Origin of the sequence: Gordonia sp. DT218 (genome assembly GCF_049847105.1) — a bacterium.
In the GTDB taxonomy this organism is placed as follows: domain Bacteria; phylum Actinomycetota; class Actinomycetes; order Mycobacteriales; family Mycobacteriaceae; genus Gordonia.
This window is the reverse complement of the sequence record NZ_JBNCNS010000005.1, coordinates 331,187-346,134: the sequence shown is the minus strand read 5'-3', so window position 1 is coordinate 346,134 and position 14,948 is coordinate 331,187. Positions and strand designations below refer to the sequence as shown.

At 67.8% G+C, this 14,948-nt stretch carries 17 protein-coding genes; 9 read left to right on the top strand and 8 right to left on the bottom strand.

Annotated elements, in window-relative coordinates:
• The first annotated feature begins 223 nt into the window (after positions 1-223).
• Together ACPXCG_RS19890 and ACPXCG_RS19885 are read left to right on the top strand one after the other, a co-directional pair.
• Positions 224-889: a potassium channel family protein gene (locus ACPXCG_RS19890; RefSeq protein WP_425794014.1), complete on the top strand. Its 666-nt coding sequence runs from the start codon at positions 224-226 to the stop codon at positions 887-889.
• A gap of 19 nt (positions 890-908) precedes the next feature.
• Positions 909-1,568: a potassium channel family protein gene (locus tag ACPXCG_RS19885; protein WP_425793840.1), complete on the top strand. Its 660-nt coding sequence runs from the start codon at positions 909-911 to the stop codon at positions 1,566-1,568.
• A gap of 183 nt (positions 1,569-1,751) precedes the next feature.
• Here ACPXCG_RS19885 and ACPXCG_RS19880 read toward each other — a convergent pair whose 3' ends face one another.
• A complete protein-coding gene (locus ACPXCG_RS19880) occupies positions 1,752-2,525 on the bottom strand; it encodes a DUF3159 domain-containing protein (protein WP_425793839.1) in 774 nt (257 codons plus the stop codon).
• Positions 2,506-2,883, bottom strand: coding sequence for an OB-fold nucleic acid binding domain-containing protein (locus ACPXCG_RS19875; protein ID WP_164308364.1), 378 nt, complete (start codon positions 2,881-2,883; stop codon positions 2,506-2,508). The genes ACPXCG_RS19880 and ACPXCG_RS19875 overlap by 20 nt, the downstream gene beginning before the upstream one ends.
• A 116-nt stretch (positions 2,884-2,999) precedes the next feature.
• Here ACPXCG_RS19875 and ACPXCG_RS19870 point away from each other — a divergent pair, with 116 nt between their 5' ends.
• Complete coding sequence (locus ACPXCG_RS19870) at positions 3,000-3,710, top strand: alpha/beta hydrolase (RefSeq protein WP_425793838.1); 711 nt, start codon at positions 3,000-3,002, stop codon at positions 3,708-3,710.
• Positions 3,711-3,727: 17 nt separating this feature from the next.
• Here ACPXCG_RS19870 and ACPXCG_RS19865 read toward each other — a convergent pair whose 3' ends face one another.
• Positions 3,728-4,549 carry a DUF3710 domain-containing protein gene (locus tag ACPXCG_RS19865; protein WP_425793837.1) on the bottom strand — a complete coding sequence of 274 codons (822 nt, stop codon included), beginning with the start codon at positions 4,547-4,549 and terminating at the stop codon, positions 3,728-3,730.
• Positions 4,550-4,600: 51 nt separating this feature from the next.
• Positions 4,601-5,131, bottom strand: coding sequence for a dUTP diphosphatase (dut, locus tag ACPXCG_RS19860; RefSeq protein ID WP_425793835.1), 531 nt, complete (start codon positions 5,129-5,131; stop codon positions 4,601-4,603).
• A 22-nt stretch (positions 5,132-5,153) separates the two neighbouring features.
• Between dut and ACPXCG_RS19855 the strand changes: the two genes are divergently transcribed.
• Complete coding sequence (locus ACPXCG_RS19855) at positions 5,154-5,738, top strand: DUF3093 domain-containing protein (RefSeq protein WP_425793834.1); 585 nt, start codon at positions 5,154-5,156, stop codon at positions 5,736-5,738.
• Positions 5,739-5,786: 48 nt separating this feature from the next.
• On the opposite strand, the gene ACPXCG_RS19850 is transcribed toward ACPXCG_RS19855, so the two are convergent.
• Positions 5,787-6,086, bottom strand: a complete 300-nt coding sequence (locus ACPXCG_RS19850; protein WP_425793833.1) for a DUF4193 domain-containing protein — start codon at positions 6,084-6,086, stop codon at positions 5,787-5,789.
• A gap of 444 nt (positions 6,087-6,530) precedes the next feature.
• Between ACPXCG_RS19850 and cei the strand changes: the two genes are divergently transcribed.
• A complete protein-coding gene (cei, locus tag ACPXCG_RS19845; protein WP_425793832.1) occupies positions 6,531-7,247 on the top strand; it encodes an envelope integrity protein Cei in 717 nt (238 codons plus the stop codon).
• Positions 7,248-7,311: 64 nt separating this feature from the next.
• Here cei and ACPXCG_RS19840 read toward each other — a convergent pair whose 3' ends face one another.
• Positions 7,312-8,214, bottom strand: a complete 903-nt coding sequence (locus ACPXCG_RS19840; protein WP_425793830.1) for an inositol monophosphatase family protein — start codon at positions 8,212-8,214, stop codon at positions 7,312-7,314.
• A 182-nt stretch (positions 8,215-8,396) separates the two neighbouring features.
• Between ACPXCG_RS19840 and ppgK the strand changes: the two genes are divergently transcribed.
• Positions 8,397-9,185 (top strand): polyphosphate--glucose phosphotransferase, encoded by a 789-nt coding sequence (ppgK, locus tag ACPXCG_RS19835; RefSeq protein ID WP_425793829.1) that lies wholly within the window; start codon positions 8,397-8,399, stop codon positions 9,183-9,185.
• Between the two features lie 182 nt (positions 9,186-9,367).
• On the top strand, positions 9,368-10,813 hold the full coding sequence (locus ACPXCG_RS19830) for an RNA polymerase sigma factor (protein ID WP_425793828.1): 1,446 nt from the start codon (positions 9,368-9,370) through the stop codon (positions 10,811-10,813).
• A 40-nt stretch (positions 10,814-10,853) separates the two neighbouring features.
• Here ACPXCG_RS19830 and ACPXCG_RS19825 read toward each other — a convergent pair whose 3' ends face one another.
• Positions 10,854-11,249 carry a DUF952 domain-containing protein gene (locus ACPXCG_RS19825; RefSeq protein WP_425793827.1) on the bottom strand — a complete coding sequence of 132 codons (396 nt, stop codon included), beginning with the start codon at positions 11,247-11,249 and terminating at the stop codon, positions 10,854-10,856.
• A gap of 317 nt (positions 11,250-11,566) precedes the next feature.
• Here ACPXCG_RS19825 and ACPXCG_RS19820 point away from each other — a divergent pair, with 317 nt between their 5' ends.
• Both ACPXCG_RS19820 and ACPXCG_RS19815 read left to right on the top strand, forming a co-directional pair.
• Entirely contained in the window at positions 11,567-12,526 is a 960-nt protein-coding gene (locus ACPXCG_RS19820) for a sulfite exporter TauE/SafE family protein (protein ID WP_425793826.1), read from the top strand.
• 269 nt (positions 12,527-12,795) lie between these two features.
• The gene (locus ACPXCG_RS19815; protein WP_161059271.1) at positions 12,796-13,002 is read left to right on the top strand and encodes a DUF7455 domain-containing protein; all 207 of its coding nucleotides are present in this window, start codon (positions 12,796-12,798) and stop codon (positions 13,000-13,002) included.
• 76 nt (positions 13,003-13,078) lie between these two features.
• On the opposite strand, the gene ACPXCG_RS19810 is transcribed toward ACPXCG_RS19815, so the two are convergent.
• Entirely contained in the window at positions 13,079-14,815 is a 1,737-nt protein-coding gene (locus ACPXCG_RS19810; RefSeq protein ID WP_425793824.1) for a DEAD/DEAH box helicase, read from the bottom strand.
• Between the last annotated feature and the right edge of the window lie 133 nt (positions 14,816-14,948).

Below are 14,948 nucleotides of genomic sequence, written 5' to 3'. Positions count from 1 at the left end.
GGCCACAAGGGCCCACGGGCCCGGGCCACAAGGGCCCACGGGCCCGGGCCACAAGGGCCCACGGGCCCGGGCCACAAGGGCCCACGGGCCCGGGCCACAAGGAGCAAACGACCCGGTGTCGGAGGTCTCGCGCGCCGGTCCACCCGTGCGGGTAGGTTCGATGCGTCCAGCGCGTACCGCGCCGGGCACAGACTCGGGCACAAACGCCGTGGAGAGGATGGACGTGCAGGTAGTCATCATGGGTTGCGGGCGCGTGGGGTCGGCGCTGGCGATGGCGATGCAGAAGCGCGGCCACACCGTGTCGGTCATCGATCGCGATCATTCGGCCTTCGTCCGGCTCAGTCCCGATTTCCGCGGCACCACCGTGATCGGCGTCGGCTTCGACCGGGATGTCCTGACACGGGCAGGGATCGAGACCGCCGACGCATTTGCCGCGGTCTCCTCGGGCGACAACTCCAACATCATCGCGGCACGTGTCGCCCGCGAGACATTCGGCGTGGAGCGCGTCGTGGCACGCATCTACGACGCCAAGCGGGCCGAGGTCTACGAACGACTCGGCATCCCGACCGTCGCAACCGTGCCGTGGACGACCGAACGGTTCGTCTCGGCCCTCGGGGAGACCTCGACGACCACTGCGTGGCGGGATCCGTCGGGATCACTCGCCATCGCCCAGCTCGACATCGACGAAACGTGGATCGGGGTGACCGTCGGGAAGTTCCAGGAGGAGACCGGCGCCCGGATCGCCTTCCTCACCCGGCTCGGCCGTCCGATTCTCCCGGAGATGAAAACTGTTCTCCAACAAGAAGATGTCATCTACGCAGCCACACTGACCGACAATCTCGTCAATGCCCGCGCAACCGCGCGGGCACCGTACACCGCAACTGACTGAGGGTGAGAGAGAACACACGATGAAGGTCGCCATCGCCGGTGCCGGCGCAGTCGGGCGCTCGATCGCCCGCGAGCTCCTGCTCAATTCGCACGAGGTCACCCTCTTCGAGCGCAACCCTTCCCACATCGATCGTGAGTCGGTGCGGGAGGCGACATGGGTGCAGGCCGACGCCTGCGAACTGAGCAATCTCGAGCAGGCATCGCTGCAGACGTTCGACGTGATGGTCGCGGCGACCGGCGACGACAAGGCCAATCTCGTCGTGAGCCTGCTCGCGAAAACCGAATTCGCGGTCAATCGGGTGGTGGCCCGGGTCAACGATCCGCGCAACGAATGGCTGTTCGGCGACGACTGGGGTGTCGACGTGGCGGTCTCGACGCCACGCATTCTCGCATCCCTGGTCGAAGAGGCGGTCTCGGTCGGTGATCTGGTCCGCCTGATGACATTCCGGCAGGGACAGGCCAACCTCGTCGAGCTCACCCTGCCTCCGAACACCCCGTTGGCCGGCAAGCCGGTGCGGAAACTGGCACTCCCCCGGGATGTGGCACTGGTCACCATCCTGCGCGGCGGTCGGGTGATCGTGCCCCAGAGCGACGACGCCATCGAGGGCGGCGACGAGCTGGTCTTCATCGCACCCGCCGAAGCCGAGCCCGAACTGCACCAGGCGATGCAGATCCACTGAGGGGGCAGATCCACTGAGGGGGCAGATCCACTGAGGGGGCAGATCCACTGAGGGGGCAGATCCACTGAGGGGGCAGATCCGCCGAGGGGGCGACCCGCCGAGGGGGCGACCCGCCGAGCCGCGACCGGCGGGCCTTCGGTAGCGCAGGATCTCAGTGGTGCTGGACGTCAGCAGAGCTGGATGTCAGCGAAGCGGGTTGTCCGCGACCCCCGCAGCGGCATCCCTGTCCGGTCCGGCCGCATCGTCGGAGATCTCCATCTGTTCCTCTTCACGCGTCGCACGCCGGACGAGTAAAACGGTGGCCAGCACCGCGAGCGCGGTCAGCGGCCAGCCCATGGAGATGCGCGCGACAGCGAGCCATCCGGTACTGCCGTGATCGTAGAGTTCGGACTGGGTGAGGTATCGGGCGAGGAACACCAGCGCCCAGAACGCGGTGGCGATGTCGTAGGCGACCAAGGTCTTTCGATGTTTGCGCCACGCCATGCCATCGCCGCTGATCAGGTTCCAGGCGACGCCGACCAACGGCCATCGGACCACGATCGACGCCACGAAGGCCACGGCGTACGCGAGCGTGGTCCAGATGCCGAAAAGGAAGTAGCCCTTGGCGTCTCCGACCTTGTGCGCGATGAACACGCAGATCGCGACACCGATCAGGCCCGAGACGGCCGGGTTGAGGGGCTCGCGGCGGACGAGACGCACGCCGAAGATCGTGACGGCGACGACGAGGGCCGCGATCATCGCGGCCGTCAGGCCCCACACCGCATTGACGGGGACGAAGACGACGATCGGCACCGTCGAGTAGATCAGCCCGGAGACCCCGCCCATCTGCTCGAGAATCGTCGGAGCGGGCGTTGAGTCGTGATCGGTGGATTCGTCGACACGGTCCGGTCGGCCGTCGACGCCGGCCGCGTCATCGGCGGGTCCGCCGGCCGACGGATCATTCGTCGTCTGAGCCATAGAGTTCGTAGTACGGGTTGTAGATCACCTTGGTGCCGTCGTGTTCGGCCAGCCGACCCCGTACGGTCAACTTCCGGCCGGGTTCGATCCCTGGGATCCGGTTCCGGCCGAGCCACTTGAGTACGACGGTGTCGGAACCGTCGAAGAACTCCGCCTTCACCCCGACCTTCGCGGACCGCGAACAGGTCTCCACCGCTCGCAGCTCACCGTGCATCGTGACCTCATCGCCACGACAACACTCCGCGGCGCGTTGCGCACCCGTGGCACGCGACTCCTCCGCGATCTGTACGGCGTCGGCATCTCCGAGATCTTCGGTCAATCGGCGCGTCAACCGTTTGAGATAACCGGTGGTGGCCATCACACCCTCCTGGGTGACTTGTTGCGAGGCGAAGTGGGCTGGGCTGAAAACCCTGCTCGCACTCGCCAGCGTAATCCTCTTCTTGCTCCCTGTTCAACGTCGGGCATGATCATGACATGCCCGATACAGCAGGGTCCGATCGGAGGGTGCCGACAACGATCGTGGCCATGCCCGGTACGGGCTCCGACGCCGACTACGTGCACCGCGCGTTCGGACCCGCCGCCGATGAGATCGGTCTCACACTGATAGCGCTCGAACCGTCGAAAAACCTGGTCGACGGGCATCTCCGCAGTCTCGACGAACTCGCCGACGATGCCGGTCCAGTCATCGTCGGCGGTGTGTCCATCGGTGCCGCCATCGCGCTCTCCTGGGCCCTGCACAGCCCGTGCGCCGGGGTGTGGGCGGCGCTGCCGGCCTGGACCGGCGACCCCGCCGCCGCGCCCGCCGCGTGGAGCGCCCGCGCGACAGCCGGCGCGCTCGCGGCAGACGGCCTCGAACCGACCATCGTCGCGATGGCCGCCTCGAGTCCCGATTGGCTCGCGGCCGAACTGAGTCGTTCATGGCGGGCACTGCATCCCGGTCTCGCCGATCAGCTGACCGAGGCTGCCGGGTTCCATTCCCCCGACCTCTCGAAGATCGCCACTCTCACCGCGCCGTTGGCGATCACCACGGCCGTCGACGACCCCGTCCATCCCGGTGAGGTCGGCCGGGAATGGGCGGCCGCGGCACCGAGGTCCGCGTTGACCGAGGTGACCCTCGCGGACTGGGGGAACAACCCTGCAGTTCTCGGGTTCGGTTGCGCGCGAGGGTGGCTCGATATCTGCTGAGACGGTCGGCTACAGATTCAGCCGCGCCGGTTGCGACGGAAGCGCTGCATCGCCGACCCGGATGAGCGCGGCATCTGCTCGTCGTCCTCCACCTCTGGCTGTTCGATCGGCGCGGGTTCCTCCATCGGCGGCGGCACCGCGTCGTCACTGATGACGGTGGCCGAAGCGACCTGTTCCAGCGCTCCGCCGGGCACCGACGCCTCGGCGGAATCTGCCGGTGCGCCCCCGTCATCGCCCGCCGTCTGATCGTCGAGCATCTGCTGCTGCGCCGCCGCGACCTGCTCCGCGAGGACCGGGGGCAACACGATCGGCAGCGCGTCCCGCGGCGGATGCGGTTCGTCACCGCGGCGCACCACGGACTCGGCCAGAACCGCCCGAGCGAGCCTGCCGAGCTCGTCGGCGGTCTCGTCGGGCCCGCTTGCGATGCAACGCACCATCCATCGCGGGCCGTCCACGCCGATGAAACGATGAGCCGCGCCGGGGACGGTGGCGATGATCTCGCGTCCCCAGTGGCCGTCCTCGATCGCCACCTGCGCACCTTCGTCACGCAGCGAGGCAGCGAGCTCGGTCACCACCTCACGCCACAGTCCCGGTGATTTCGGTGCGGCGAACGCACCCACGCTGATCCGCCCGTGCGGCGTCACCAGGTAGACGGCCTCGGGCTCGTGCTCGGCGGACATCTCCACCGTGACCTGACCACCTTCGACCACCGGCACGAGCACCGAACCCAAGTCGAGGTGCGAGTTCTCGAGCTCCTCGGCGGGGGTGTCGAGGGCCTCGATGTCGTACGGGCCCTCGGCCGAGCCGATCCGCAACTCGCCCTGCTCATCTCGTGCCATGTCGTGTACTCCTCGGGAAGTGTTCGCTCGTCGGGTGCATCGCCGGTCGGATCACGGACCAGAATCCCCGTCGATCTCCGGAACAGCATCTGCGAGCACCGCATGACCACCGCTGGAGCCGTATCCCCCGGCACCGCGACTCGTGTCGTCGAGCTCGTCGACCTCGACCAGCTCCGGCAGTTCGACGCGCTGGACGAGCAATTGGGCGATCCGGTCCCCGCGTGCGATCGAGATCGGCTCGTCGGGGTCGAGATTGATCAGACAGACCTTGATCTCCCCGCGGTATCCGGCGTCGATCGTGCCCGGCGAATTGACGATCGACAGCCCGGCACGTGCGGCCAGGCCGGACCTGGGATGGACAAGTCCGACGGTACCGAGGGGCAGAGCCACGGCGAGGCCGGTGCCGACCAGCTGGCGGCGACCGGGCGGCAGCTCGAGGTCGATCGTCGAACACAGGTCGACACCCGCGTCGCCGGGATGTGCGCGGGTGGGCAATGGAATGTCCGGATCGAGTCGGCGGACCCGCAGCGCCCCGATCAGGTCGGGTCGGCCAGATGCCGCAGTGGAGGATTTCGGCGTCACGAGGGCAGACTACGCTGGTCGCGTGACTCCTCCAGCATCACCTGAGAATCCGGCCGATTCGCCGTCCGGCGACGATCATCCCTGGCTCCCCGGCGACGCAGACCGATCGGCGGGAGAAGGCAATTCGGGGTCGGACCGCTTCCATGAACGCCTCCACGTGCCGTGGTGGTGGTGGGTGGCCGCAGCGGTCGTGACGGGGGTGCTCGGCTACGAGATCCAGCTGTCGGCGCACCGCGCGGCGTGGAGCGTGGTGGGCTACGTGGTGGTCGGATTGCTGTGCGCGTGGATGCTGTGGTCGCTCGGCCGCGCGTCGGTCCGGGTGACCCCGGACCGTGAACTGCATGCCGGTCGCGCCCGTCTCCCGCGGGCGGTCATCGCTCGCGGGGCGACCGTCCCCGCGACCGCGAAGAGTGCAGCACTGGGTCGCCAGCTCGACCCGGCCGCATTCCTCATGCACAAGGCTTGGGTCAAGACGATGGTGCTGCTGGTGCTCGACGATCCCGATGACCCGACACCGTATTGGCTCGTGTCGACCCGGAATCCGTCGGCGCTGCTCGCCGCTCTCGACCTACCCGACGCGGCAGCGGAGGCGGGTATCGCCGACTGAGCGTGGAGGCGGGGTCTGCATCGACGACCCGCCTCCCTCATCGGTTCGTCAGGCGCAGTCCACGCAGATCATCGAACTGCCGTTCTCGCGGGCGAGTCGGCTGCGGTGGTAGACGAGAAAGCAGCTCGTGCAAGTGAACTCATCGGCCTGCTTGGGGATCACCCGGACCGACAATTCCTCGCCCGACAGATCCGCACCGGGCAGCTCGAACGATTCGGCGGTGTCGCTCTCGTCGACATCGACGGCCGAGGACTGGGCTTCGCTTCGTCGCGCTTTCAACTCCTCGAGGGAATCCTCGCTGACGTCCTCGGTCTCTGTGCGTCGTGGCGCATCGTAATCAGTAGCCATTGTGTGCCTTACCTATTTGAGAGAGTGTGAGGGGCGCTCTCGGATGTCGGCTTGTGACCGAACAAACCTAGGTGCGCGAGCCCGCCGGGATTGTCTTGCCGGCGGCGTCTCTACAACGTCGTGACCGGTGCAATTCGTTACCCAGAACCCTGCGGATCGGCGTGATCTTCATCACATTCAATCCACGTGCCCCCCGCTGTTTGGAGGGGCGGGCGCCCGAAGCTTAGTCCACCGACGTGGCTCGGTCAACGATCACCTCGGGCGGATCATTCCCCGGCGCGTCGATGCGCACGGCGCGGCGGCGCCGGACCCGCGCTCCAACGCGACGGGCAGGGCGCCCTGTACAGGCGTTATTCCACAGTGCGGCCTGCCTGCGTCGCGCGCCGACGACCACCGTTTACAGTGGGCGCCAAGGTCGCGCGTCGGAGAAGGAGCCAGTTCACGGTGGTGTCGCAGCTAACATCGGGGTCCTCGGTCGACGCGAAGGGTCGGCCGTTTCGTCGACGCCGAATGCGTCCGGCGATCATCGTCGCGGTCGTGTTGCTGGTTGCAGGTCTGATCACCTGGGCGGTCGCGCTAGCCGATTCAGGTCCGGTCGCGGTGCCGACCAACTGCAACCAGCCGATGCCGGCACCCGCTCAACCCTCGGCCGCGGCCGCTCCGGATCCCGGGCTGCCCGCACCATCGCAGGCGCCCGCCACGGTCGCCCCGGCCAACCGCGACGAGATGCTGGCGGCGACGCCGGCCGCCTTGTCGACGTTCCAGGTCCGGGTGCTCAACGCGTCGTCGCAGCGCGGCGCGGCGCGGTCGGTGTCCGACGACCTGACCGCCCAGGGTTTCAATCCGGTTCCCGACAACCCGTATGGCGACGACACCGTCTACACCAACCAGGACCTGTCCTGCTACGCGCAGATCCGATTCGGTCCGGCAGGCAAGGCGAGCGCCGCCGCGGTCTGGCTGGCACTCCCCTGTGCCCAGCTGGTCGACGACGGGCGCCAGGGCACCGGGGTCGATGTCGCGCTCGGCAAGTACTACGAGGGCCGCGAGCAATCGCAGGATGCACAGGCCGCCCTCGAGGCGCTGCGATCGGCCGATCCCAAGGACCCGCGCACCGGCGCGGACCCGACGTTGGTCAAGGCCGTACATTCGGCGTCCTGCTGACACCGTCGTGCTGCCACCGTCGTGCTGAGGCCCTCCTGCCGGCCGGCCCGGCCGGCGGCGAGATCTAGGCCGACGGCATCAGGTTGCGGGCCCCGAGGCTGTCGAGCAGCCGCAGGAAGTCGTCCGCGATGCCAGGCGCCACCGCGATCGTCGGATGGCCGTCACCCGAACGCGAGTCCGGGGGCGGCGTGGACACCTGCGCGCCCGCCTCGGCGGCGATCAGCCCACCGGCGGCCCAGTCCCACGGACTCAGCCCGTGTTCGAAATGCGCGTCCACCGCACCGCTCGCCACCATGCACAGATCGAGTGCTGCAGCACCGACACGGCGGATGTCCCGCACCCGCGGAAGCAGTTCCGCGATGATCGCCCCCTGCGTGGCGCGACGGCCGGCGTCGTAGGAGAACCCGGTGGCCACCAGAGCCAGATCCAGACGACCGATCGGGTTGCAGGAGAGCTTGATCCGCCCGTCACCGGCATCCACATGGGCGCCGGCGCCGAGTGCGGCCGAGTACGTGACGGCGCGAGCCACATCGACCACCGCACCGGCGACCGACCGACCGTCCACCTGGGCCGCGACGGAGACCGCGTAAGCCGGGATGCCGTACATGAAGTTCACCGTGCCGTCGATCGGATCGACCACCCACCGCACTCCGGAGGGCACGTCCACGGTTCCACCGGCCTCCTCGCCGAGGATCTCGTCCCCCGGGCGCCGGGACCGGAGCTCCGAGCGGATCAGCTGCTCGGTCTCGGTATCGGCGAGGGTCACCGGATCGGTCAGGGTCGACTTGGTGCTGACGGGTGCCGCATCCGCGTCCGGGGTGTCCGCATCCGTGCGCACCGCATCGGGATCGTGGCCCGGTCCCGGACCGAACAGCTCCGGGCGGCGTCGTCGCACATGGTCGGCCGCACGCTGCGCCACATCGATCGCGACGCGCTCGAGGACCTCTGGCCCGGAATGATCCGTCACGTCCCTATGTGAGCACACCGCCGCGTGATCTGCCCACAGGGGCTCGGTCCTGACCATCGCGTCCTGCACGGCGGCCGTGCAGTGGGTGACGACTTTGCATCGACCTCGCGCACGGTGTGCCCGGGCTGGATAGCCTTGAGGCCGCGCAAGTTCCCATTGGGTGGATCAGAGAGGACTCCGACATGACCGACGCCGAGGTAGCGAGCACCGCCCAACCGGGAGCCAATCTCGGATTCGGAGTCGACGTCGGCGGTTCCGGGATCAAGGGCGGGATCGTCGACCTCGACACCGGACTGCTCGTCGGCGACCGATTCAAGGTGCTGACCCCGCAACCCTCCACCCCCGATGCCGTCGCCGGCGGCGTCGCAGAAGTGGTCGACCACTTCGATTGGACCGGACCGGTCGGGCTCACGCTGCCCGGCGTCATCACCGACGGCACCATGCGCACCGCCGCCAACATCGACAAGGGCTGGATCGGCACGGACGTCTATGAGCTGTTCAGTTCCGCGTTGTCGGGCAGGACCGTCTCCGTGCTCAACGACGCCGACGCGGCCGGGATGGCCGAGGACCGCCACGGCGGCGGCGCAGGCGTCGACGGGGTGGTCATGCTGCTCACCCTGGGCACCGGCATCGGCACCGCCATCCTCATCAACGGCACCCTGGTCCCGAACACGGAGCTCGGCCACATGATCATCGACGGCAAGGAGGCCGAGCACCGGGCGTCGTCGAAGGTCAAGGAGGACAAGGGCTGGACCTACGAGAAGTGGGCGCACAAGCTCTCGCATGTCCTCGAGGCATACGAGGCACTGCTCTGGCCGAAGCTCTTCATCGTCGGGGGCGGGATCAGCCGCAAGTCCGACAAATGGATCCCGCACCTGACCAACAAGACGCCCGTGGTTCCGGCCACCCTGCTCAACACCGCGGGTATCGTGGGTGCGGCGATGGCCGTCGATGCCGGCCTTCGCACCTAGTCCGGTTGTGGACCGTCGGCACCGTCCCGACAACTCACTGACCTGGTCTTTGTCACATCCGGCGGGGCGATGTCGTTACAATGGTCCTCACCGGTGATCACGCACCGAGAAATCAAGCCCTGATCCGCGTCGGCGCATGCCGCCGTGAGAGATTCACGATAGTCAGTTCCGAAAGGTTGTACGTGGCAGCCACCCAGACCCGCCAGGCCGACGTCGACGATTCGACAGACGCGACGACCGCCACGGAGAACGCGCCGGCCAAGCGACCCGCAAAGAAAGCGGCCAAGAAGGCGCCCGCTCGCAAGGCAACCGCCAAGAAGGCGGCAAAGAAGGCCCCTGCGAAGCGCGGAGCCAAGAAGGCCACCACACCGTCGGATGCCGACGGTGTCGAGTCGACCCAGGACGTCGAAGACTCCGGCACGATCGACGACATCGACGCCCCCGACGGCGAGATCGACGAGGATGTCGAGATCGACGACATCGCCGTCGACGACGATGACGATGACGACTCGCCCGACAGCGAGGACGCCGAGACCGATGACGCCGAAGAGACCGTGGTGGTCCCGGCAGCAGCAGGCGCAGCCAAGCCTGCCGCGGCCAAGAGCAAACAGGTCCCGGAGGAGAAAGAACGGACGGCAGGCGACTTCGTCTGGGACGAGGACGAGTCAGAAGCGCTCCGTCAGGCGCGCAAGGATGCCGAGCTCACCGCATCGGCCGACTCCGTCCGCGCCTATCTCAAGCAGATCGGCAAGGTCGCCCTCCTCAACGCCGAAGAGGAGGTCGAGCTCGCCAAGCGCATCGAGGCAGGCCTCTTCGCCACCGAGCGACTGCGTCGACTCGTCGATTCGGGTGACAAGATCAGCACCGCGTCCAAGCGTGATCTGAACTGGATCTCGCGGGACGGCAACCGCGCCAAGAACCATCTGCTCGAGGCGAACCTGCGACTGGTGGTCTCCCTGGCCAAGCGGTACACCGGCCGCGGGATGGCGTTCCTGGACCTGATCCAGGAGGGCAACCTCGGTCTGATCCGCGCCGTCGAGAAGTTCGACTACACCAAGGGCTACAAGTTCTCCACGTATGCCACCTGGTGGATCCGACAGGCGATCACCCGCGCGATGGCCGATCAGGCACGCACGATCCGCATCCCGGTCCACATGGTCGAGGTCATCAACAAGCTCGGCCGCATCCAGCGTGAGCTGCTCCAGGATCTGGGCCGCGAGCCCACTCCCGAAGAGCTCGCCAAGGAGATGGACATCACGCCGGAGAAGGTGCTGGAGATCCAGCAGTATGCGCGAGAGCCGATCTCGTTGGATCAGACCATCGGCGACGAGGGTGACAGCCAGCTCGGCGACTTCATCGAGGATTCCGAGGCCGTCGTCGCGGTCGACGCGGTGAGCTTCACCCTGCTGCAGGATCAGCTCCAGTCGGTGCTCGAGACGCTCTCCGAGCGCGAGGCCGGCGTGGTCCGCCTGCGCTTCGGTCTGACCGACGGTCAGCCGCGCACCCTCGACGAGATCGGGCAGGTGTACGGCGTCACCCGCGAGCGTATCCGCCAGATCGAGTCGAAGACGATGTCGAAACTGCGGCACCCGTCACGTTCCCAGGTGCTGCGCGACTACCTGGACTAGGCGCCCGACCGCCGCAATCCTGTTTCTGCCGCCGCCGATCTCAGATCGACGGCGGCAGAAACATTCCGGTGGCACCGTCTGGACGATAGGCGCGCATCTCGACCACCGCGTGAGTGGGCAGCGCGCCGTAGAGATGCGGAAAACGCATGCTCTCGGGATCCTCCGGCACCCCGGGTTCCCACACGACGGGCGCGTCGAGCAGCGCGCTGTCGACGATGAGCAGCACGAGGTCGTCGTGTCCGGCGAACAATCGATTCGCCGGCAGATGCACCTGCACAGGAGCCGACAGGTGGACGAAACCCGCGTCGGTGAGCGATGGCGGCTGACGGTGGCCGGATTGTCGCGCGGTCTCCCATTCGTCGCGGGTGCACAGGTGTACGAGGTATCGCGGTCCGTCGTCGTCGATGCCACGGTGTGATTCATCGGGTCCGGTCATGCCGATCAGAAGTGCCCGACGACAGCCAATTTGTCAAGGTTGCGCCCGCAGAGATTTCCACAGGTGCGCAATACCCGGTTCCCGTGCCGCACGTCCTACCATTCTGCGCATGCTCGTGACCCGACGGTCCGTCGACCTGCTGCGCGTGGCGTCGATGTTGTGTCGTCGGCGTCGCGGCCCGATCAGCTGATCCCCGCGGCGCGTCGATCCACGAAGTCCCGGTCACGATCTCCGTACCTCGACGCCGCATCTGGCGCACGGTCGGGTCCGGTGGACTTCTGCTCAGTCACCTTCACCTGACCTGAAAGACCTCAACCATGCGAACCATCGTTCTGATCGGCCTCGTGGGCCTCGCCGCGCAACTCGTCGACGGCAGCCTCGGTATGGCCTACGGCGTGACCACCACCACGCTGCTCCTCGCCGTCGGCACCAACCCGGCCGCGGCGTCGGCCACCGTCCACCTCGCCGAGATCGGGACCACCTTGGTGTCCGGGATCTCCCACTGGCGTTTCGGCAATGTCGACTGGAAGGTGGTCCGACGGATCGCGATACCGGGTGCCATCGGTTCCTTCCTGGGTGCGACAGTGCTCTCGAACCTGTCGACCGAGGCCGCCGCCCCACTGATGGCGATCATCCTGCTGCTCCTCGGCATCTACATCCTGGCCCGTTTCACGCTGCAGGGCATCCCCCGCCATCACCTCGGCAAGCCGCTGCGCAAACGGTTCCTGTCCCCTCTCGGCCTCGTCGCCGGGTTCGTCGACGCCACCGGTGGCGGCGGTTGGGGACCGGTCGGCACGCCGGCGATCCTCGCCAGCGGACGGCTCGAGCCTCGCAAGGTCATCGGTTCGATCGACACCAGCGAGTTCATCATCGCGGTCGCCGCCAGCCTGGGTTTCCTGTTCAGCCTCGGATCCCAGGGCATCAACTTCGCGTGGGTCGGCGCGATCCTGGTCGGCGGTGTCGTCGCGGCTCCCATCGCGGCCTGGCTGGTGCGCCACATCCCGCCGCGACTGCTCGGCGCGTCGGTCGGCGGTCTGATCGTGCTCACCAACACGCGCTCACTCCTGCACAGCGAGCTCGTCGACGTCCCGTCCGCGGTGCAGACGGCCATCTACGTGGTCGTCGTCGCGGTCTGGGCGGCCGCGTTCGTCTATTCGCTGCGCGAGTACCTGCGCGACCGCGAGAACGAGTCCTCGGACGCGGTGAGCCGGGAGCGCGAAGAGCGTGCGGTCGATGTGACACCGACCGCTGTCGAGTCCGTGTCGTCAGCCGGCTGATCCGCCGCGGCGACGCGCGGGCACGGCCCGAAGTGTGATCGGAGGTGTGATCGGGGTCGCACTCGGTGTAACACCCGATCCTGGGCTTGTTGCCGGCGCGGATCGCTGTGTTACGGGTGAGTGACGACACACCCGCGCGGGCTCTCGGAACAATACGAAACCCCCAAACGTCTGAGAAGGTGAGGGCGACGCATCAGACCGATGTGTCGGCTCACGAAGGGAAAGGCGACCGACCTCGGACGGACCCGCCGGACCGGGACGGAGGAACCATGTCAGACACCGCCACCACATCCCCGATCTCCATGCCGCTGACCGCTGCCGACCGCTGCGACCGCTGCGGCGCAGCCGCCAAGGTTCGGGCAGTACTGCCCGCGGGCGGAGAGCTTCTCTTCTGCCGTCATCACTTCAACGAACACGAGGCGAAGCTCGTCGAGCTGTCCGCCACGGTCGTGGAATCCGCGAGCGAATTGGTCTGATCGACACGAGCAACCGAGAAGGCCCGGCCGGAGATTCCGGCCGGGCCTTCTCGTATCCGGGTCCGACGTCGACCGATCAGCGCCACTCGCGCAGCGCGGCGATCCGATCTCGTAACTGATCGGCGGTGGCCATGGCCGTCGGGGGCCCGCCGAGCCGCGTCCGCAGCTCGTTGTGCACCATGCCGTGCGGCTTGCCCGTCCGGTGGTGATGCATCGCGACCAGCCCGTTGAGCTCCTTGCGCAACGCGTGCAGATTCTCGCCGGCGGGGCGGGGGGTCGGCGCGGGTGCGTCCACCGCCGCGGCGGCCGTGCGATCCGACACCTGCTCGGCCTGCCGCTTGCGCAGCAGGGCGCGCATTTGCTCTGCGTCGAGCAGACCGGGGAGCCCCAGGTAGTCGGACTCCTCGTCGGTGCCCGCGAAGGTCGCCGTGCCGAACGACGCACCGTCGAAGATCACCTGATCGAGTTCGGCGTCGGCGTGGAGCGACTCGAAAGCCTTCTCATCCTCACCGGGTTCGTCCTTCTGCTTGTTCGCATCGATCAGCAGCGCGTCGTCGAGACCGTCGCTCTCGCGGTGTGGTTTGCCCAGCACGTGGTCGCGTTCCGCTTCCATCTCGCTCGCGAGGCCGAGAAGTACCGGCACCGACGGCAGGAAGACGCTCGCCGTCTCCCCCGGGCGCCGGGAACGCACGAAGCGACCGATCGCCTGTGCGAAGTAGAGGGGCGTCGAGGCGCTGGTGGCGTAGACGCCGACCGCGAGTCGCGGCACGTCGACACCTTCCGACACCATGCGCACCGCGACCATCCATTCGTCATCGGACGCGGCGAACTCGGCGATCCGCGACGACGACTTGGGATCGTCGGAGAGCACGATCGTCGGTCGCTTGCCGGTGATCGCGGTGAGTAGCTCGGCGTAGTCACGCGCGGTCGTCTGGTCCGTGGCGATGACCAGCCCACCCGCATCGGGGATACCGCCGGCGCGTAGTTGACGCAGACGCGTGTGCGCGCCCTCGAGGACCGCGGGAATCCAATCGCCATGCGGGTCGAGCGCGGTCCGCCAGGCCCGCGCGGTGTGCTCCTGGGACAGTGGCTCACCCAGGCGCGCCGTGAACTCCTCGCCTGCGCTGGTCCGCCAGCTGGCCTGCCCGCTGTAAGCGAGGAAGACCACCGGGCGGACCACTCCGTCGGCGAGCGCGTCGGCATAGCCGTAGGTGTGGTCGGCCTTGGACCGCAGCACCCCGCCCGCCTCGGGTTCATAGGTGACGAACGGGATCGGCGAGTCGTCGGACCGGAACGGTGTGCCGGTCAGCGCCAGACGGCGCGTCGCGTCGGAGAATGCCTCACGAATCGCGTCGCCCCACGATTTGGCGTCGCCGCCGTGGTGGATCTCGTCCAGGATCACCAGGGTCCGCCGGTTCTCGGTCCGCACGCGATGCCGAGTGGGATGCGCAGCGACCTGCGCATAGGTGAGGACCACCCCGTGGTAATCCGAACTGGTCTGGCCGGTCGAGTTGCTGAACCGAGAGTCCAGCGCGATCCCCACTCGGGCGGCAGCCTCGGCCCACTGGTGCTTCAGATGCTCCGTCGGCGCGACGACGGCGATCTGGTCGACTGTCCGGTCGTCGAGCAGTTCGCGCGCCACCCGGAGCCCGAAGGTGGTCTTACCGGCACCGGGCGTGGCCACCGCGAGGAAGTCCTGGGGACGGCGCGTCAGGTACTTCGTCAGTGCGCGCCGCTGCCAGGCTCGCAGCGCCGGGTCTGCCGGAACCGGCACCTCGTGGGCGGATGGGTCGTCGTGGGCTGCTGAAGTCACTCCTGCACTGCTCCTGACACCTGTCATCGGGGCCGGACACCACGTTCCGGGGGCATGAAACATCCCCTCGTGCACGAGATCTTCGCCCGGCCCGGTCGCTCGGCTCCCGATCCATCCGCACACTCAAGGGGAC